This window comes from Deinococcus sp. YIM 134068, assembly GCF_036543075.1.
GTDB classification, from domain to species: domain Bacteria; phylum Deinococcota; class Deinococci; order Deinococcales; family Deinococcaceae; genus Deinococcus; species Deinococcus lichenicola.
Map to the genome: position 1 here is coordinate 76,249 of NZ_JAZHPF010000012.1, position 17,783 is coordinate 94,031.

Below are 17,783 nucleotides of genomic sequence, written 5' to 3' on the forward strand. Positions count from 1 at the left end.
CCGCTGCCGGGTGCGCTAGCATCCGCCTGCCCCGAAACGCGGGGTGTGGGCCGGAGTGGCGGAATTGGTAGACGCACTCGACTCAAAATCGAGCGGGAAACCGTAGGGGTTCGAGTCCCCTCCCCGGCACCAGCGAGGAGCACGGAAGAGAAGATAGGAAGAGAGGAAGAGAGAAGGAAGAAGCACAGGCCCCTGCCCAGGCGGGGGTTTTTGCTTTCTGCCGGGGCGAGTCCGGAGGAGGGCCTCGTGGACCCAGGGCAGCTCGGGTCCACAGGTGTACGCCGGGCGGCGGGGTTGAACGCCGTCGCCGTCAGCTTCGAGACCTTCCCACCCAGGTCCCGAACGGTCTTTCGGCCCCCCCACCGCCGCCCGGCGTACACTCCCCGCATGACGAGCGCGCACGGCCCAGCCGGGACGGCGGGCGCGGGGGCTGGCCCCGAACTGCGTGTGCTGGGGCCGTTTTCCCTCGTGGTGGACGGGGTGCCGCTCGAACTCGGGGGCCGCAAGGCGCGGGCGCTCGTGGCGGTGCTGGCGCTCGAGGGGCCGCGCCCGCGCGCGGAACTGGCCGAGCTGCTCTGGGGCGACCTCGGCGAGCCACGCGCGCGGAGCAACCTTCGCAAGACGCTGCACACCCTGCGCGAGACGCGCCTGGGGGCCTACCTGGACGCCGGCGGGGAGACCGTCGCCTGCCGCGGCGCACGGGTGGACGCGCTGGAGTTCGGGCGGCTGGTGGTGGGCGGCGAGCCGGAACAGGCCCTCCTGCTGGGCGAGGGCACACTCCTCGACGGGCTGGACCTGGAGTCGGAGGCCTGGACCGAGTGGCTCGACGGCCACCGGACCCGCCACACGGCCCTGCGGCGTCAGGTGCAGTTGGACGTGGCGACCGGGCGGGAGGCGCGGGGCGACGTGCGCGGCGCGCTGGCGCTGGTCTCGCGCGTCCTCGACCTCGACGCCTTCGACGAGCGGGCGTTGGGTGAGGCGATGCGGCTGCACCTGACGTTGGGGGACCGGGGTCAGGCGAGGGCGCTCTACGAGCGGTTCCGGGCGCTCACCGCCTCGCTGGGGCTGGTCCCCGATGGGGCGACGCGCGCCCTCGCCGAGCGTGCCCGCCGGGATTCACCGGGCCATTCGCCCCCGGCGGGGAACAACCCGGCCCGGACGGAGGGGCTGCGGGCACCGCTGGTCGGGCGGGAGGCCAGTTGGCTCCAGCTTCACCAGTCCGGGAGTCCCCTGACCGTGCTGGTGGGCGAGCCGGGGGTGGGCAAAACCCGCCTCGCCACCCAGTTCGCGGGCGCGCACGGCGCGGGCCTGACCCTGCGGGGCCGCGAGGAGACGCGGCACACGCCGTTCTCCCCGGTGGCCCACCTGATCCGGGAGGCGCTCGAAACCCGCCGCTGGTCGCCGGACGGCCTCGGCGACGTGTGGCGGCTGGAGGTCGCGCGCCTCGTGCCCGAATGCGCGCCCGGCACGGTCCCGCCCCCGGCGGTGGGGGACGGGCGGGCACGCTTTCTGGAGGGCCTCTCGAGGGCCGTGACCCACCTGCTCGGCGGCCAGATGCTCGTGCTCGACGACCTGCACTGGTTCGACGAGGGCACGCTGGAACTGGTGTCGCACCTCGTCCGGCGCGGGGACACACGCTGCGTCGCCACGGCCCGTGGGCTGGAACTGGAAACGTCCGGCGTCGCGCGGCACATGCTCGGGGCGCTGCGGCGCGACGGACTGTCGGAGACCCTCCCGCTGGGGCCGCTGGGGGAGCCGGACGTGCTGGCGCTGGTGCAGGGCCTCTCCGGCGCGGGCGGGGGCGTCCTGTTCGCGCGTCGCCTGCACGCGGCGTCACGCGGCAACCCCCTGTACATTCTCGAACTGTTGCGCGGCCTCCTCGAGACGGGTCTGCTCACGTCCGCGCCGGAGGGCGGCTGGGCCACGCCGTTCGACGAGTCCACCCGCGACTACGCGGAGTTGCCGATTCCCCCCTCCCTGCGCGAGACCGTGCTGGAGCGGGTGGCCCGCCTGGGACCCCTCTCGCGCCGTCTGCTGGGGGGCGCGGCCCTCGCCGGGGAGCCGTTCGAGAGCGCGTGGCTCGCCGGCATCGAGGCAGACGGGTTCGCGCGCCTGGACGCGCTGGAGGAGGCCTGCCGCGCCGACCTGCTGGAGCCGGTGCCCGGCGGCTTTCACTTCCGGCACGAGCTGCTGCGCCGCGCCCTCGACGAGTCGCTGGGTCCCGAACGGCGGCGGCTGACGCACCTCACCCTGGCCCACCAGCTTCAGGCGGCCCAGGCCCCGCCCGAACGCGTCGCCTCCCACTTCGAGCGCGCCGGACGCGGCGAGGAGGCCCTGCCGCACCTGGGGCGGGCCGCCGAGGCCGCCGCGCGGGTCTACGCCCACCGCGAGGCCCTGGCCTACATCGACCGGGCGATAGGACACGCGGGGGACGGCCCGCCCCGCTGGCCGCTCGAGGTCCGGCGCGTCCGGCTCCTGCGGCAACTGACCGACCTGGAGGCCTACGGGGACGGCCTCGACCGGCTGGAGCGGCTGGCGGAGGCCGGGGGCGGATCGGACGAGCGGGCGCAGGCGTACCTTCAGCGCGGGATGTACCACCTCTGGCGCGGGCAGTCCGCCGAGGCCCTGCGGCAGGCCCGCCGCGCGCTGGGGCTGCCCGGCCTGTCCCGCCCCCTGGAGGTGGAGGCGCTCTACCTGTCCGGGCACGCGCAGGTCCGGCTGGGGCAGGTCGGCCTCGGGCACGGCTGTCTCACCCGCGCGCTGGAGCGTGCCCGGACCGGGGGTGAGGGCGTTCCCGACGAACTGATCGGCAGCATCGAGAACGGGCTGACCGGGGTTGCCCTGTATCTGGGGGAGTACGGGCGGGCGCTGGGGCACAACGCGCGTGCCGGGGCGGCCTGGGCGGGGAGTTCGGAGGCCCTCGCCCTCTTCACGCCCAGCAGCCGGGGCACCCTCCAGATTCACCTGGGCCAGTTCGGGGCCGCCCGCCACACGCTCGGGGAGGCCGTCACCGTCGCCCTGGAGCACGACCACCCCAGCGCGCTGAGCTTCGCCTACCGTGCCCGCGCGCTGCTCGAACTGAACGAGGGCCACGCGTCCGCCGCCGCGCACGACATCGCGCGGGGGTTGCGGCTGTGCCGGGGGAAGAACCTGCGCCTGGAGGCCCAGCTCGGCGGCCTGCACGCCCGCCGCTGCTGGGCCGACGGCCAGCTCGGCGAGGCGGTGGACTCGGCCCGGACGGCGCTCGACGGGGCGCTCACCTTGAACGTCGCGCCCCTGATCGCCGAGCTGCGGCTCCTGCGGGCGGCCCTTCACGCCGAGCTGGGAGATGCGGCGACGGCGTGGGCAGAACTCGGGCGGGTGGTGGACCTCGGCGCGGACCTCGGTGACGAGGGGGTCTTGCGTCCCTACCGGGCGACCCTGGACACGGTGGCGGCCCGGCTGGAATACCGCGCCGGGCTGACCGAGAGTGCCCTGGAACGCCTGCGCGGTACATCCTGCCTGGAGAACGCGACCTTCCTGGACCACTGGGATCACCGCCTGGAACTGGCGCGTGTGCTGGCCCTGACCGGGGACGCCCCCGCCGCCCTGGCCCGGCTCGGGGAACCCGGCTGCCCCTCGCCGCTGGAGGCCCGCGCGCTGGGGGCGCGGCTGGAGGCGCACCTCACGCTGGGGGAGGTCCCCGAGGACGTTCTCGGGCGCGCCATCAGCGACCTCGACCTCGATCACGCCGCGCCCACCGACCGCCTGGACCTGATGATCACGGTCCTGCGCGCCCTGGGACGTGCCGGGCGTGACCCCTCCGCCGTGCGCGCTCATGCCCGCGCCACGTTGACGGCCCTCGCGGACGGCCTGGACGGGCACCCCGAACTGCGCGCGGGGTTGCTCCGCCGATTCGAAGCTGTTCTGGGCGACTGAATCAGGAACCCGCCGACCGTCCCCCACTCCGTGCTCATGCCCAGGGAACGCCGCACGGGGCGGGCGGGAACGCGGAAGGAACGCCGCGAGTCCTAAGGTCGGCTCGGGGTGAAACCATGCCGCACCGTTCCGAGTCCGGCGGTCCAGAAGTCGTGCCCACCTACCGGCTGGAGGTGCGCCTGCGACCCGCGCACCCCGGCCACGCCTGGGCCGCGTCGGTGGAGGGAACGTCGCCCCAGGGCCACCCCCTCGAACGGCGCGAGTTCGGGAGCCTGATGGACCTGATGCGCTTTCTGGAGGCGCTCGCGACCACACGCGGGCTGCGCTGAGGGTCACGGGCCGCCGGACCGACCGATGTCAGCATCCGCCACCCCCCTCGGGAGGTCAGGGATGAGGCGCGAGGAGATGCCCATGAACACCCTGTAACTCGCCGTGCCCGCCACCGTTCGTCCGCCCTCTCTCCGGCGACTTCACCACAGCGCCACTCCTGGAGGACTCCCACCACGACCATCAGCCTGACCGACCTTCGCCGTGCCGTGATCCGTGACCTCAACAGCTCGGTCACAACCTCGGTCCCCACGCTTGAGGAGAGATTTATGCAACAGGCATCCAGAACCAGCCCAGCCGAAGCCCTCGATCCGCGCAGAACCTACCGGTCTCAGGAGTTCCTGAAACTGGTGAAAACCCACCCCGAACGTGCCAAGAAGGTCATTGCCAGCGGGATAACCCTGCACATCCCGGCGCAGCAGGTGGCCGGCCTCGACACCCTGCTCGACCGGGCGGTGAACGATCAGGGAAACGTTGAAACGTCGGCCATGACGGGCTTCGAGACAGCAATGTTGGTCATTGCGGTCGCGACCCTGGTGGCCACTGTCTACGGTGCGGTGTCAGGCGACGGCGACGGCACCAACGTGACTGTCACCGTCACAGGCGACGGCGACGTGAACGTCAACACCGGGGGCGGGGATGGCGGCGGCGGCGGGAACACCGGAGGGGGTGGGGATACCGGCGGCGGCTAGTCGAGCGAGGAGCTTGGCCGTACACCGAGCGACAGAGGGGTGGACGCTGGCCGCCTTCCACCCCTCTGTGCCTCGTCCGCACCGAGAGAAGTGCCCACACAGAGGTCAGGCCACCGTTTCCGCGAAGTCAAGGTTCTGAGGTGAGCGACATGAAGAGAAGTTGGATGATTCGCCGGGCAATGGTGGCCGCCGGTCCGCTGTTCACGCTGGCGGCGTGCGGCGGGGAAGGCGGGGTCAGCCCACCCGCCAGCACGGCCATCGGCCCGGCGGGCGGCACGCTGACGAGTGCGGCGGGCGCGAAGGTGGAGATTCCCCCCGGCGCGCTGTCCACGACCACCACCATCGGCATCGAGCAGACCTCGGCGGGTTCGCCCGCGCTCCCCGGCGGGTTCACGGCCTCCGGGCCTATGTTCGCCTTCACGCCGCACGGCACCACGTTCGCCCAGCCCGTGACCATGACGCTGCCCTTCAACTCCGCCTCGGTGCCCGCCGGGAGCACGCCGGAGCTGTACAAGACCAACGCTCAGAATCAGTGGGAACGGGTCGCCGGGGCGACGTTCGGCGCGAACAGCGTCAGCGGGGCGGTGACAGGATTCTCGTTCGGCCAGGTCGTCGTTCCACCGCTCCAGCGCAACGACCCGCTGCGCGAGTGGACCTTCAGCGACTACCGGGGCCGGGGCATGACCAAGACGGAGATTTTCAGCGGCAGCCAGACTGGGGGGCTGTTCGAGGACATCCGGGATTTCGGCCCCATGTTCCCTTTCACGAACGAGCTGCTCGACCACGAAATCACGTCCGTCGGCGGGAATGTCATTCCCCAGGACCGCCGGGCCAACGGTCAGGTCTTCTCGACTGCTGATGGCGTGACCTACGGCGTATTTGCCGAAGCGCCCTACGGAAACCCGAACGACCCCGAGAGTCCGGCAGGCAGCACCGTCGTCTTGAGACAGCGCCAGAGCTTCGTCAAACGCGCCGCCGACGCCTCGCTGTCCTTTACGCTCACCAGCGCGTTCATCGACCTGCGAGACGACAACGGGGGGTTCAACAACCTTCCCAGCACAGTCCCGGCCTGCAACTACCCGCCCGACCAGATCAGTGCACTGGACGCCTGTCAGGATTTGGTGCGGGGGCAGCTCATCATGACCGTGCACGCCTATACCGGCGGCACGCTCACCACACCGGGCAAGACCTTCTACTACGTCGCGGGCAATGCCGAGATGCGGGGTCATACCGGAAACTTTGTGTCCAACGTGGCTCCGTCCATGCAGTCCAGAGTCCCGCTCTGGACGGCGGGAGATTTTACCGGCGACATCTCAAGTGGTGAGAACATAGCCCTTCTGGAGTTCAAGGGACCCCGGACCTACACGGTGGACCTGTCGAGTATCAACGTAGGCGAGGAGTTCACGCTCAGCAGTACGGCGTTGGCAGAAGCCACCAACCGCCAGGGCAACAAGAGCCGGGGAGGGAGGGAAGCTCCTTCCGCCGCCGCCGCCTTCCTGCGCGACCCGCTGGGCATCGGGGGCACGGCCCTCACCCTGACCGGGCTGGAGCCGACCAACACTCCGGGGCCGGTGCCACCCGTCGATGTGCTGGTCGAACCCGCCCCCTGCGTCCCCGGTTCCGGTCCGGCGGGTGCTATCGGATTCAGCGCCGCCGAGTACACAATGGATGAGTTCGGCGGGGCCGCGCAGCCCGTCAGGATCACCCGCACGGGCGGGAGCGGCGGCGCGGTGACGGCGACCCTCACCACCAGCAATGGCACGGCCAGCGGCGGCACGGACTACACCCCCGTCAACGCCACCGTCTTCTTCGCTGACGGCGATGCGGAGGAACGGGTCGCCGAGGTTCCCATCCTCCAGAACCTGATTCACGGCGAGCCGGACCGAACCGTGAATCTCACGCTGTCACAGCCCGGCGGGTGCGCGGCCCTGGGGAGCCAGACCACGGCGGTCCTGACCCTGGGGGACGACGATCTGCCCCCGCCGCCGCCCAGCTTCACCATCGGCGGGACGGTCACGGGCCTGGTCGGCACGGGCCTGGTCCTGAACAAAGTCGGCGACCGGGCCGACCTGCCCATAGCGGCCAACGGGCCGTTCACCTTCCCGGAGAGGCAGTTTCCAGGCTTTCCCTACACCGTCCGGGTCAAGACCCAGCCCACCGCTCCGGCGCAGGTGTGCAGCGTCCTGAACGGCGAAGGCCCGGCCCCCGCCGCCGACATCACCAATGTCGAGGTGAACTGCGTGACGCCAGCCCCCACCTCCGGCCTCGACCCCAGCTTCGGCGACGGCGGCAAGGTCAGCACCGCGTTCGGCGGCGACGAGACGGCGATGGCGCTGCAACCGGACGGCAAGATCGTCATGGTTGGCGGCTCCGTGACCGACTTCGTGCTGGCACGCTACAACACGGACGGCAGCCTGGACACGGGCTTCGGCGACGCGGGCACCGTGACCACCGACATCGCCACCGGGGCGGATCAGGCGCGCGGCGTGGCAATCCAGAGCGACGGCAGGATCGTCGTCGCCGGGCAGGCGGTCGTGGGCCGCACCGCGAACAACCTCTTCAACTTCGACTTCGCCCTGGCCCGCTACAACGCCGACGGCAGCCCCGACACGGGCTTCGGGACGGGGGGCAGGGTCACGACCGATTTTGGCGGCCTGACCGACCTGGGGGAGGGCGTGGCGATTCAGGAGGACGGCAGGATCGTCGTCGTGGGCAGCGCGGCCCTCAGCACCCTGAGCGGCAGCGCCGATTTCGCGGTCGCGCGCTACACCAGCGACGGCACGCTCGACACCGGCTTCGGCGGCAACGGGAAGGTCACGACCGATCTCGACGGTGAGGTTGACCTCGCGCGGAACGTGGTGGTGCAGCCGGGCGGCAGCATTCTGGTCTCGGGCTACAGCACGTTGAACAACCGTGACCGGACCGGCCTGGTGCGGTACGACGCGGGCGGGGGCCTCGACCCCGGCTTCGGCAGCGGCGGCAAAACGGCGGTGGCCGAGCACCGCCTCGACGAGGGGCTGGCCCTGCAAGGGGACGGCAGGATCGTGCTGGCGGGAAGTGCGTCCGTCGGCGTGTTCCCCGCCCGCTCCAGCCACTTCGCGGTGATGCGCCTCGCCGCCGACGGTCGCCCGGACAACAGCTTCGGCACCGCCGGTCTGGCGACGACCGCGTTCAGCACCCTGAATGACTTTGGCCGCGCGGTGGCCCTGCAAGCCGACGGCAGGATTGTCGTCGCCGGGCAGAGTTCCAACGGGTCGAATCCCGACTTCGGGGTCGCGCGCTTTTCCCCGGACGGCACGCTCGATGCCAGCTTCGGTTCCGGCGGCAGGCTGACCATCTCCTTCTTCGACGCCTTCGACGGGGCCGAGAGCGTGGCGGTGCAGCCGGGCGGCCAGATCGTGCTGGGCGGCTTCGCGATCAACGGCACCCGGATCGGCTACGGCCTGGCGCGCGTCAACCCCTAGCTTCCTATGAACATGTCCGAGCCGCTTGGCTATCTCGCTTCCGGGCTGGTGCTGGCGACCTTCTGCACGCGCGACATGGTGCCCCTCCGGGCGCTGGCGATCACGAGCAACCTCGCGTTCATCGCCTACGCCGTGGGGGCCGGTCTCCACCCGGTCCTGCTGCTCCACGCGCTGCTGCTGCCTCTGAACGCCTGGCACCTGATCGGGGCGCTGAGGCGGGAGGGCGGCATCCCGGCCCTGCACCCTTCCACACAAGGGAAATCCCCATGACACAGCTCAGCCCGAACCACGCCCTCGGATTCATCGCCCGGTTGGCCTGTTGGAGGAACACCCATGCCCGACCTGACCACCCTGTGCCTGTTCGCCGCCGCCACCCTGGCGATCCTGCTGGTTCCCGGTCCCACCGTGCTGTTCGTCGTCACGTGCAGCCTGAGGCGGGGATGGCGGGCCGGGCTGGTGTCGGTGCTGGGCGTGGAGGCGGGTGGACTGGTTCACGTCCTGTCCGCCACGCTGGGTCTCTCGGCCCTGCTGGTCTCCTCCGCCGCGCTGTTCGGGGTGGTCAGGGGGCTGGGCGCGGCCTACCTGATCTATCTGGGGGTTCGCACGCTGCTGGACAGGTCCGGCGGTCCCCAGCACGGCGCTGCCGCACCGCATGGCTTGCGGCAGGTCTTCTGGCAGGGGGCGCTGATCGACGCCCTGAACCCGAAGACGGCGCTGTTCTTTCTGGCCTTCCTGCCCCAGTTCGTCCGGCCCGAGAACGGCGCGGTGGCGGCGCAGACGCTGGTGCTGGGGCTGACCTTTCTGGTTCTGGCCGTGTTGAATGACGGCGCGTATGCCCTGCTGTCCAGCCGCCTGGGGCGCACCCTGAGCGGAAATCAGGCGTTTGCCCGGCGCTGGAGGCACGCGGCCAGCGGCATGTACATCGTCCTGGGGGTGGGCGCGGCGGCAGGAATACGTGGCGACTGAACCGCCTGCTGGGCCGCCCACAGCCTGCCCACAGCCCCGCCGCCGCCCCAAGACGCTGGAGACAAGGAGACTCACCATGACACAGACCGCCCCGAACTACGCCCTCGGCTCAAGCGATCAGGAAATCGCCCGGCTGGACGGCCAGGCCGCCTCCATCGAGGCCGCGACCCGCCTGCTGCTGCGGGCGGCGGGAGTCGGCCCCGGTATGCGGGTGCTCGATCTCGGCACCGGCCTCGGCCACGTGGCGGGGCTTGTGGCCGAACTCGTCGGCCCAGGGGGTCAGGTGGTCGGCCTCGACACCAGCGTGAAGTTGCTGGAGGTGGCCCGCACGCGCGCCGCTGACCATCCGCAAGTGACCTACGTGCAGGGCGACGTGCGGAACTGGCGTGACGCCGAGCCGTTCGATGCGGTGGTCGGACGCCTGATCCTGTTTCACCTGCCGGACGCGGTGGAGGTGCTGCGGCATCAGCTCACCGCGCTGCGCCCCGGCGGCCTGATGCTCGTGCTGGATTTTGACCTGGGGTCGTCCCGCGCCGAACCCGCCGTGCCGCTCGTGACTCAGACGCTGGAGTGGGTGGACGCCGCCTTTCGCAGCGCGGGCGCGAACCCGGTGATGGGAACGGGGCTGGCGATGCTGCTGGAGGGGGCGGGCCTCGCGGACGTGCAGACGTTCGGCATCCAGGGCTACCTCGCCCCGGACGACCCGCGCGGCCCGGCGCTGTTGGGTGGGGTGGTCGGCGCGCTGGCCACGCAGATCATAGCGGCGGGCATTGCCACGCCCGAGCAACTCGGGATCGGGACCCTCACGCAACGTATTGCCGCCGCCACCCAGGCGACGGGAGCCGTGGTGCTGCCGCCCGCGCTGGCCGGGGCCTGGGGTCGGCGGGCCTCATGAGCACGGGGGCAGACCGGGAGGGACGTGGCAGCAGACACTCAGGAGGACTCCCCCATCCCTTCGGGGACGTGGTGTGTTCTGCACGCGCCTCAACCTCTCCCGCCCGATTCAGGCTGTGGGCGACCCGCGCCGCCGCGTGGCCCGGCCCGTGACGGCCCACTTCAAGGGGAGACCATGAACCCAACGGACACGAGTTCAGCCGAATGGGACATCGCCGCCGTCCGTGATCACTTCCTGTTCCCAGCGGAAGGCCGGGTCGTCACCAACAACGCCGCCAGCACCCAGCCGCCGCGCGAGTTGCTGGAGCTGTACCGCTCGCTCGCGCCCGGCTACGAGAACGTCCACCGGGGGCAGTCGGACGCCTCGCGGGAGCTGACCCGGCTCTTCGAGGACGCCTACGACACCATCGCGCAGTTTCTGGGAGCGCCGAGCCGCCGCAGCGTCGCCCTGTACCGCAACACGACCGAGGCGATCAACGCTGTCCTGTACTCGCTGCTCACCGAGTTCCGCGACGGCGACAACGTGGTGACGACGATGCTGGAGCACAACTCGAACTATGTCCCGTGGTCCGCGCTGTGCCGCGACATCCTGCCGAGGTTCGGGCGGCGCGTGGACTGCCGCCTGGCCCGTTTCGACCCGGAGACCGGCGAACTCGACCTGGAACACCTCGCCTCCCTGATCGACGCCCGGACGAAGCTGGTGTGCTGCACGGGCGCGTCCAACTTCCTCGGCACCCGTCCGCCGCTGGAAACGGTCCGGGACCTGGCCGACGCCAGCGGTTACGTGCAGCCGAACGGCGAGGAGCGTTCCTACCTGCTCGTGGACGGGGCGCAACTCGTGCCGGGCACGTTCACCGACGTGCAGGCGCTGGGGGCCGATTACCTCGCCTTCTCCTTCCACAAGCTGCTCGCCCCCTTCGGCGTCGGCGTGCTGTATGCGCGCGAGCACCTGCTGGAGTCCTCGTTGCCGTTCCTGTACGGCGGGGACATGATCGCCGAGGGCCGGGTCTTTCCGGGTGGGGTCGAGTACGGCCCGCTGCCGTGGAAGTACGCGGCGGGCACGCCCAACATCCTCGGGGCCATCGTCTCGGCCCAGGCCCTGCGCCTGCTGCACGACCTGGCGCTGACGCCGACCCAGGCCCACTATTTCGGCACCGGGAGGCCCATCGAACGCGAGACGACGCGGCGAGCGATGGACCGGATTTCTGCGTGGAATCGGCATCTGACCGCCAGGGCGCTGGAGCGGCTGGAGGCCATTCCGGGCCTCACGATCTATGGGCCGGGGGACGCGGCGCGGCGCACCTCGCTCGTCGCCTTCACGGTGGCGGGGCACGATTCGGGGGACCTGGCCCATGCCCTGAACGACGCCGGTGTGGAGGCACGCGCCGGGTGTCACTGCGCCACGCTCGCGCACCACGCGCTCGGCCTGACGCCTGCGGGAAGTTGCCGCCTGAGCTTTTACCTGTACAACACGCCCGAAGAAGTGGATGTTGCCGTGGACGCCCTGGCGGCCATCGTCGCCGGTCGCCGCAGGGTCCGGGGCGGACGGGACGTTCCCGTCGTCGGCCCTGCGGGTCGGTGAGGGATGAGGAGAGGGACGGGTCGGTGAAATTCCAGACTCAGGTGGTTCCGGCCCGAAGACAGCCTGCGGTCCGGCACTTGAGCGGCCCACGACGAGCCGGAACAGGACGGCTCCTTCCAGGGAGGACGACATGACCCACGGACCTGCGGCGAGACGCGACCGCACCGCCACCCGCAGCCGGGGCGGGCGTGGGCACGCGGTGGTTGACCTGGATGTGCCGCCGACCGTGCCGCTGGGAGTGGATGTGGATGACCTTTTGGGTGATCTCCAGGTCCAGGGCACCGGGCAGGTCACGCGGACAACGCCCGTGAGCGTGACACACAGGCGGCCAGAGGTGGCCCGGACGAGCTGACAGCCGGGGGATGAGACGGGCGTTGGGGGTGCAGAAGGTCAAGGGCAGGGGGCACGCGTGATCACCTCCCGCCTTCCGCGACCTTCGCAGAACGTCTAGGGCATTTGACAGAAGAACGGTTGTCACCCTGAGCGAAGCGAAGGGCCTCCTTCTTCTCATTTCGAGATGTTTCGCTGACGCTTAGCATGACAATTTTGATGTCAACTGCTCTAATACACGTCCCCCTTCGTGGAAGCCCCCCCAGTTCCCCGCCCGAAGCGCGCGGCGAGGTCCCCGGTGGCGCGGGCGAGCAGGGTCACGTCCACCCCGACCGCCACGAAGGTGCAGCCCAGCGCGATGTATTCCCGCGCCTGCGCCTCGTCGCTCGACAGGATGCCCGCCGCCCTGCCGGAGGCGACGATCTGCGCGATGGCCGCCTCGATGGCCGCCCGAACCTCCGGGTGGTCCGGCTGCCCCAGGTGCCCCAGGCTGGCGCTGAGGTCGGCGGGACCGATGAACACGCCCTCCACGCCCTCCACGGCGGTGATCTCCCCCAGATTCTCCAGGCCGCGCCGGGTCTCGACCTGCACGAGCAGGCACATCTCGTCGTCGGCGCGGTGCAGGTAGTCCGGCACGCGGTTCCAGCGGGAGGCGCGGGCCAGGGCGCTCCCCACTCCCCGAATGCCGCGCGGCGGGTAGCGCGTCGCCGCCACGAGCGCGCGGGCCTGTTCGGCGCTCTCCACCATCGGGATGAGGAGGGTCTGCACGCCGAGGTCGAGGTACTGCTTGATCAGCCACGTCTCCCCGACGGGCGGGCGGACGATGGGGGCGACCGGATAAGCGGCGAGGGCCTGAAGCTGGCTCAGCGTCGAGCGCACGTCGTTCGGCGCGTGCTCGCCGTCGATGAGGAGCCAGTCGAAGCCCGCCCCGGCACATACCTCCGCGCAGTAGGGGTCGGCGAGGGCCGACCACAGGCCGACTTGAAGTTCGCGGGCGCGCAAGGCCCGCAGGAAGCCATTGCCGATCCCGCTCATGGGGCGAACCGGAAGGCCACGCCGCCCAGGGGGCCGTAGTCCGCGTGGAAGGTGTCGCCGGGCCGCGCGTCCACGGGCCGAGTGAAGGACCCGGCCAGGATGACCTGCCCCGCTTTGAGGGTCACGCCGTGCGGCCAGAGCTTGTTCGCCAGCCACGCGACGCCGCTCGCCGGGTGGTTCAGGACGCCCGCCGCCACGCCCGTCTCCTCGATCACGCCATTACGGTAGAGCAGCGCGCCGACCCAGCGCAGGTCCACGTCGTGGGGCCGGACCGGACGCCCGCCCAGGATGATCCCCGCGTTCGCGGCATTGTCGCTGATCGTGTCGAGCACCTTGCGGGTCACGCCACTTTCCCGGTCCACCCGTTCGATGCGCGCGTCGATGATCTCGATGGCGGGCACCACATAGCGGCTGGCCCCCAGCACGTCGAAGAGGGTGCAGTTCGGTCCACCCAGGTCGCGCTCCAGCAGGAAGGCGAGTTCGACCTCCACCTTCGGGACGATGAAGCGCGAGGTGGGTATCTCGGACCCCTCCGGGAACACCATGTCGTCCAGCAGAGCGCCGTAATCGGGTTCGGTGATGTTCGAGGCCATCTGCATCGCGCGGGAGGTCAGCCCGATCTTGTGGCCGTAGAGGGTGCGGCCCTCCGCGAGCTTGAGGTCCACCCACGCGCGCTGGATGCGGTAGGCGTCGCCCAAGGTGAGGTCCGGGTACTCCAGCGAGAACTGCCGGAGCTGCCGCCGGGTCCTCTCCGCCTCGTTCAGGCGGGCGGCGGCGTCCTGGAGTTGGGCGTCAGTCAGCATTCGGTCTCCGCTGTTGGGCTGTTCGTTGGGCTGTCGTGGTCGTCTATTTTCTGAAGCTTCCTGAAGCGGGCGTGGATGTTGTTGTGCTTGTAGGTGCCCGCCTCGCCGAACTCCTGAAGCTCCATCGAGAGCGCGAGATACCGCCGCGCGAACACCTCCGCGAAGTGCGCCCCCACCACGCCGAACAGCTCGTCCCCGACCGCCCTCTTCACCTCGTCGCCGCGCCCGGCCCCGATCTTGAGGGTGACATGGACGAAGGCGTCGTCCTCCCGCCCGTCCGCCACCCGGTAATCGTGCAGGGCGACGGCGCGCGAGCGGATGCCGCCGACCGGGAACACGTCCCCATGGCGCATCAGGACGGCGTGGATGACCTCCAGGAGCGTGGGAATGTCCGTCTCGCCCGTGAGGTTGTCGGTGTACTCGATGATGACGTGCGGCAAAGGGAACCTCCGGGAGTTACTGTCGCACGCCTTCCTCGGCGACGAGGGGTTCGGCGCTCTCGTCCTCCAGGCGCACGTCGTTCTCCAGCGCCCCCAGCCCGTCAATCTCCAGGCGCATCACGTCGCCGGGGTGGACGTGCGAGACGCCCTTCGGGGTGCCGGTCAGGATCACGTCCCCGGCCTCCAGCGTCATGAAGCGGGACATGAACTCGATCAGCTCGGGTCCCTTCAGGATCATGTCGCGGGTGGACCCCTCCTGCCGCAGTTCGCCGTTGACGTACGCGCGCAGGCCGAGGTCGTACGGGTCGGGCACCTCGTCCGGCGTCACGAGGTAGGGGCCGAGCGGCCCGAAGGTGTCCCAGCCTTTGGCGCGCATGGGCGGTCGGTAGTAGTTCGAGACGTAATCGCGCACGACCAGATCGTTGGCGATGGTGTACCCGCCGATGTAGTCCGCCGCGTCCCCCGCCCTCACGCGCCGGGCGTTGCGACCGATGACGAGGCCGAGTTCGACCTCGTAATGCATGAATTTCGCGCCGCGCGGATACTCGACCGTCCCACGGTGCGGCAGCAGACTGGTGTTCGGCTTGAGGAACATCACGGGTTCCTCGGGCTGCTTGAAGCCGAGTTCCGCCACGTGGTCGGCGTAGTTCAGGGCGAGCGCGATGACCTTGCCGGGCGTGACGGGCAACAGAAACTGCACCTCGCCCGGAGGGTGGCCCTCGCCCGCCGCGTCGATGAGGAGGCCATCACGCAGGACGCCCTGGTGCTGGCGTCCGCGCGAGAGGAAACGGGCGGTCTTCACGGAGGACCTCGGAGGGGGGACATGCGGGCCATCAGATCACATGCACCGGGAGGCCCCGCAACTCGCCCTCCTGCGGCGTGACCCAGCCGCCGCCGAAGGCCTCCAGCAGCGACCCTTCCTCGAACCAGCTCCGGGGGGTCCTGGCCCCCCACAGGGTCTGCCGCCGGGGGTCGTCGAGGGACCAGCGGATCGGCTCGAAGTCGGGATCCACCGTCACGTAGTCCGAGGTGTACAGCTCGATGCGGTGGCCGTCCGGGTCGCGGATGTACAGGAAAAAGGCGTTGGAGACGCCGTGGCGACCGGGGCCGCGCTCAATGTGGTCGGGCATCCGCGCCCCCGCCAGGATGTCGCAGGTGCGGATGATGCTCTGCATGTCGGGCATCCAGTACGCGAAGTGGTGGAGCCTCGGCCCCGCCCCGTTCGTCAGCGCGAGGTCGTGGACGCTCCCCCGGCGCTGAATCCAGGCGGCCCAGACCCTGCCGTGTTCGTCCTCGGTGTACTCGCTCAGCCGGAAGCCGAGGTGGTCCATGTACCAGCGCATCACGCCCTCCACGTCGGGCGTCATCACGTTGATGTGGTCGATGCGTTGCAGCCCGGCCCCCCGGTGCAGGTGGTAGTCCTGAAGCAGCCAGCGGTGCTTGACCGACTCCGCGTAGAAGGCGACGGGCACGCCGTGAGGGTCCTGAAAGCGCAGCAGTCGGGGGCGGTCCACCTCCGTCTCCCAGCGGTGGGGGAGACCCTGGGAGTCGAGCAATTCCGCGAGGGCGTCGAGGTCGGCGGGCGTGCCCACCCGGTAGGCGAGGTGCTTCACGCCCGCCTCCGGGGCGAGTTCGAGCTTCAGCGTCCACTCGCGGTCCTCGTTGGCCCGGAGGTACAGGGCACCCCCCGTCTCGTGCAGGACGTTCAGGCCGAGCAGGTCCACGTAGAAGCGCCGGGAGCGTTCCAGATCGGTGACGTAGAAGACCCCGTGGGCGATGCGGACGATGTTCGGCTGCATCTCAGTCCGCCGCCACGGCCTGCCGCTGGTGCAGGAACTGCCGGATGCGCTCCACGTACGGCCCCTTGTCGTACACCTCGTACAGGGCGCTGGACATGCGGATGGGGTCGCCGAAGAAGTGCTTCTCGTACAGGTTCTGCCGCGCGCCGAAGCTACTGAGCGTCAGGTCCCAGGCGAGGCGGAAGAGGCGCAGGCGGTCCCCCGCGCTCGCGTTCGTCGCCTGAAGGTGCTTCTCGATGAAGTGCCCCAGCGGCCCCTCGCGGTCGGCCTTGCCCGGCATCATGATGATGCCCGACGCGCCGAGGAGCTGGATGATCTCGTTCAGGCGCGGGTAGATCGCCGGGTAGTAGTTGCGGGCGGCGTCCAGCGGTCCGCGCGCCGGGGTCATCACGCCGTACCTGTTCAGCTCCGCGCCCTCCACGGCGGCCACCTGAAGCGCCCTCATGATCTCCAGCGTGACGATGATCTCGGAGACCTTTTGCTGCACGTGCTGAAATTGCCCGCTGCCCACCGTCTCCACGATGCTCTGCGCGATGCCGAGGAACGCCTCCGTCTTGGAGACCTTCTGGTTCACGACCTGATAGGCCATGTGGAGCACGGCGTCCGTCTTGCTGTACGCCTGGTTGGCGAGCGTCATGTCGTACATCAGGAACACGCGCTCCCACGGCACGAGCACGTCGTCGAAGATCACGAAGGCGTCCTGCTCGTCGAAGCGGCTCGACAGCGGGTGGTCCTCCACGTCCCGCCCCAGGTCGAAGGGTTCGCGGCACTGGAAGTACAGCCCCGGCGCGTTCGTCGGCAGGCCGAAGCCCATCGCGTAGCGGCTCTTGTCGCCGTTCTCCTTGATCACCGTGGACGGGAAGATGAGAATCTCATCGGCGATGGGCAGCGTGGCGAGCATCCGGGCACCGCGCACGATCACGCCCGCCTCCGTCTCCTCGACGATGCCCATGGCGATGTAAGGGTCGGGCAGCTCGGACGCCTGCTTGGAGCGGTTGACCTGCGGGTTGGTCAGCGCGTGGGTGAGGCACAGGTCGTTCTCGCGCACGTACTCGTAATAGCGGCGCATGTTCTCGCTGAAGTTGCGCCCGGAGCCGGGTGCGCCGCTGCTCTCGCACAGGTCGAAGTAGTCGCTCGCCATGCCCGCCGCCATGACGTTGGTGTTCATGTAGTCCGGCGCGCGGCCCAGCGTGCCCAGCGAGAAGTTGGCGCGGAGGCGGTGCGCCTCCCCGATCTTCCGCAGGTCGTCCTTCGTGCGCGGCACCATGAAGGAGGTGGCGTACCGCCCACCCTTCTCCTCGTACGTCAGCACGTCCCGGAGGCGGGGGTCGTGCTGGAGGTCGTACAGCTCTGCGAGGGAGTGGGCGATGTTGCGGGTGGCGGGGTGGGTGGTGGGGTCCTCGACGCGTGCGCCGTCCACGTACAGGTTGGGGGGGTTCTGGCGCAGACGGTCGAGGAACTGTTGTCCGGTTCGGGCAGTCATGTGCGGACTCCTTTCAGGGTGTGAAGTGAGGACGGAGGTGGAAGATCGGC

15 protein-coding genes and 1 tRNA gene are annotated in these 17,783 nt (G+C 70.2%); 10 read left to right on the forward strand and 6 right to left on the reverse strand.

From position 1 onward, the window contains the following. Positions 1 to 49: 49 nt before the first annotated feature. The 10 genes from V3W47_RS12630 to V3W47_RS12675 all read left to right on the forward strand — a co-directional run bounded on the left by V3W47_RS12630 (position 50) and on the right by V3W47_RS12675 (position 12,195). Positions 50 to 132: transfer RNA gene (locus tag V3W47_RS12630), tRNA-Leu, on the forward strand. Between the two features lie 255 nt (positions 133 to 387). Next, positions 388 to 3,918: an ATP-binding protein gene (locus V3W47_RS12635; RefSeq protein WP_331825575.1), complete on the forward strand. Its 3,531-nt coding sequence runs from the start codon at positions 388 to 390 to the stop codon at positions 3,916 to 3,918. Positions 3,919 to 4,034: 116 nt separating this feature from the next. Beyond that, positions 4,035 to 4,247, forward strand: a complete 213-nt coding sequence (locus V3W47_RS12640) for a hypothetical protein (RefSeq protein ID WP_331825576.1) — start codon at positions 4,035 to 4,037, stop codon at positions 4,245 to 4,247. A 267-nt stretch (positions 4,248 to 4,514) separates the two neighbouring features. Beyond that, positions 4,515 to 4,937, forward strand: a complete 423-nt coding sequence (locus V3W47_RS12645; protein WP_331825577.1) for a hypothetical protein — start codon at positions 4,515 to 4,517, stop codon at positions 4,935 to 4,937. 149 nt (positions 4,938 to 5,086) lie between these two features. Next, positions 5,087 to 8,401, forward strand: coding sequence for a Calx-beta domain-containing protein (locus V3W47_RS12650; RefSeq protein ID WP_331825578.1), 3,315 nt, complete (start codon positions 5,087 to 5,089; stop codon positions 8,399 to 8,401). Positions 8,402 to 8,413: 12 nt separating this feature from the next. Then, the gene (locus tag V3W47_RS12655) at positions 8,414 to 8,671 is read left to right on the forward strand and encodes a hypothetical protein (RefSeq protein WP_331825579.1); all 258 of its coding nucleotides are present in this window, start codon (positions 8,414 to 8,416) and stop codon (positions 8,669 to 8,671) included. Between the two features lie 63 nt (positions 8,672 to 8,734). Then, the gene (locus V3W47_RS12660; RefSeq protein ID WP_331825580.1) at positions 8,735 to 9,367 is read left to right on the forward strand and encodes a LysE family translocator; all 633 of its coding nucleotides are present in this window, start codon (positions 8,735 to 8,737) and stop codon (positions 9,365 to 9,367) included. 76 nt (positions 9,368 to 9,443) lie between these two features. After that, positions 9,444 to 10,262 carry a class I SAM-dependent methyltransferase gene (locus tag V3W47_RS12665; RefSeq protein ID WP_331825581.1) on the forward strand — a complete coding sequence of 273 codons (819 nt, stop codon included), beginning with the start codon at positions 9,444 to 9,446 and terminating at the stop codon, positions 10,260 to 10,262. Between the two features lie 174 nt (positions 10,263 to 10,436). After that, positions 10,437 to 11,843 (forward strand): aminotransferase class V-fold PLP-dependent enzyme, encoded by a 1,407-nt coding sequence (locus tag V3W47_RS12670; protein WP_331825582.1) that lies wholly within the window; start codon positions 10,437 to 10,439, stop codon positions 11,841 to 11,843. A 130-nt stretch (positions 11,844 to 11,973) separates the two neighbouring features. Next, positions 11,974 to 12,195, forward strand: coding sequence for a hypothetical protein (locus tag V3W47_RS12675; protein WP_331825583.1), 222 nt, complete (start codon positions 11,974 to 11,976; stop codon positions 12,193 to 12,195). 209 nt (positions 12,196 to 12,404) lie between these two features. On the opposite strand, the gene hpaI is transcribed toward V3W47_RS12675, so the two are convergent. Genes hpaI through hpaB form a run of 6 tightly spaced genes read right to left on the reverse strand, consistent with a single transcriptional unit; the run spans position 12,405 to position 17,733 of the window. Beyond that, complete coding sequence (gene hpaI, locus V3W47_RS12680; RefSeq protein WP_331825584.1) at positions 12,405 to 13,208, reverse strand: 4-hydroxy-2-oxoheptanedioate aldolase; 804 nt, start codon at positions 13,206 to 13,208, stop codon at positions 12,405 to 12,407. Beyond that, a complete protein-coding gene (hpaH, locus tag V3W47_RS12685; RefSeq protein WP_331825585.1) occupies positions 13,205 to 14,011 on the reverse strand; it encodes a 2-oxo-hept-4-ene-1,7-dioate hydratase in 807 nt (268 codons plus the stop codon). The genes hpaI and hpaH overlap by 4 nt, the downstream gene beginning before the upstream one ends. Next, on the reverse strand, positions 14,005 to 14,451 hold the full coding sequence (locus V3W47_RS12690) for a 5-carboxymethyl-2-hydroxymuconate Delta-isomerase (protein WP_331825586.1): 447 nt from the start codon (positions 14,449 to 14,451) through the stop codon (positions 14,005 to 14,007). The genes hpaH and V3W47_RS12690 overlap by 7 nt, the downstream gene beginning before the upstream one ends. A gap of 16 nt (positions 14,452 to 14,467) precedes the next feature. After that, complete coding sequence (locus tag V3W47_RS12695) at positions 14,468 to 15,253, reverse strand: fumarylacetoacetate hydrolase family protein (RefSeq protein WP_331825587.1); 786 nt, start codon at positions 15,251 to 15,253, stop codon at positions 14,468 to 14,470. Positions 15,254 to 15,284: 31 nt separating this feature from the next. Beyond that, a complete protein-coding gene (gene hpaD, locus V3W47_RS12700; RefSeq protein ID WP_331825588.1) occupies positions 15,285 to 16,250 on the reverse strand; it encodes a 3,4-dihydroxyphenylacetate 2,3-dioxygenase in 966 nt (321 codons plus the stop codon). 1 nt (position 16,251) lies between these two features. Further along, a complete protein-coding gene (gene hpaB, locus V3W47_RS12705) occupies positions 16,252 to 17,733 on the reverse strand; it encodes a 4-hydroxyphenylacetate 3-monooxygenase, oxygenase component (protein WP_331825589.1) in 1,482 nt (493 codons plus the stop codon). Between the last annotated feature and the right edge of the window lie 50 nt (positions 17,734 to 17,783).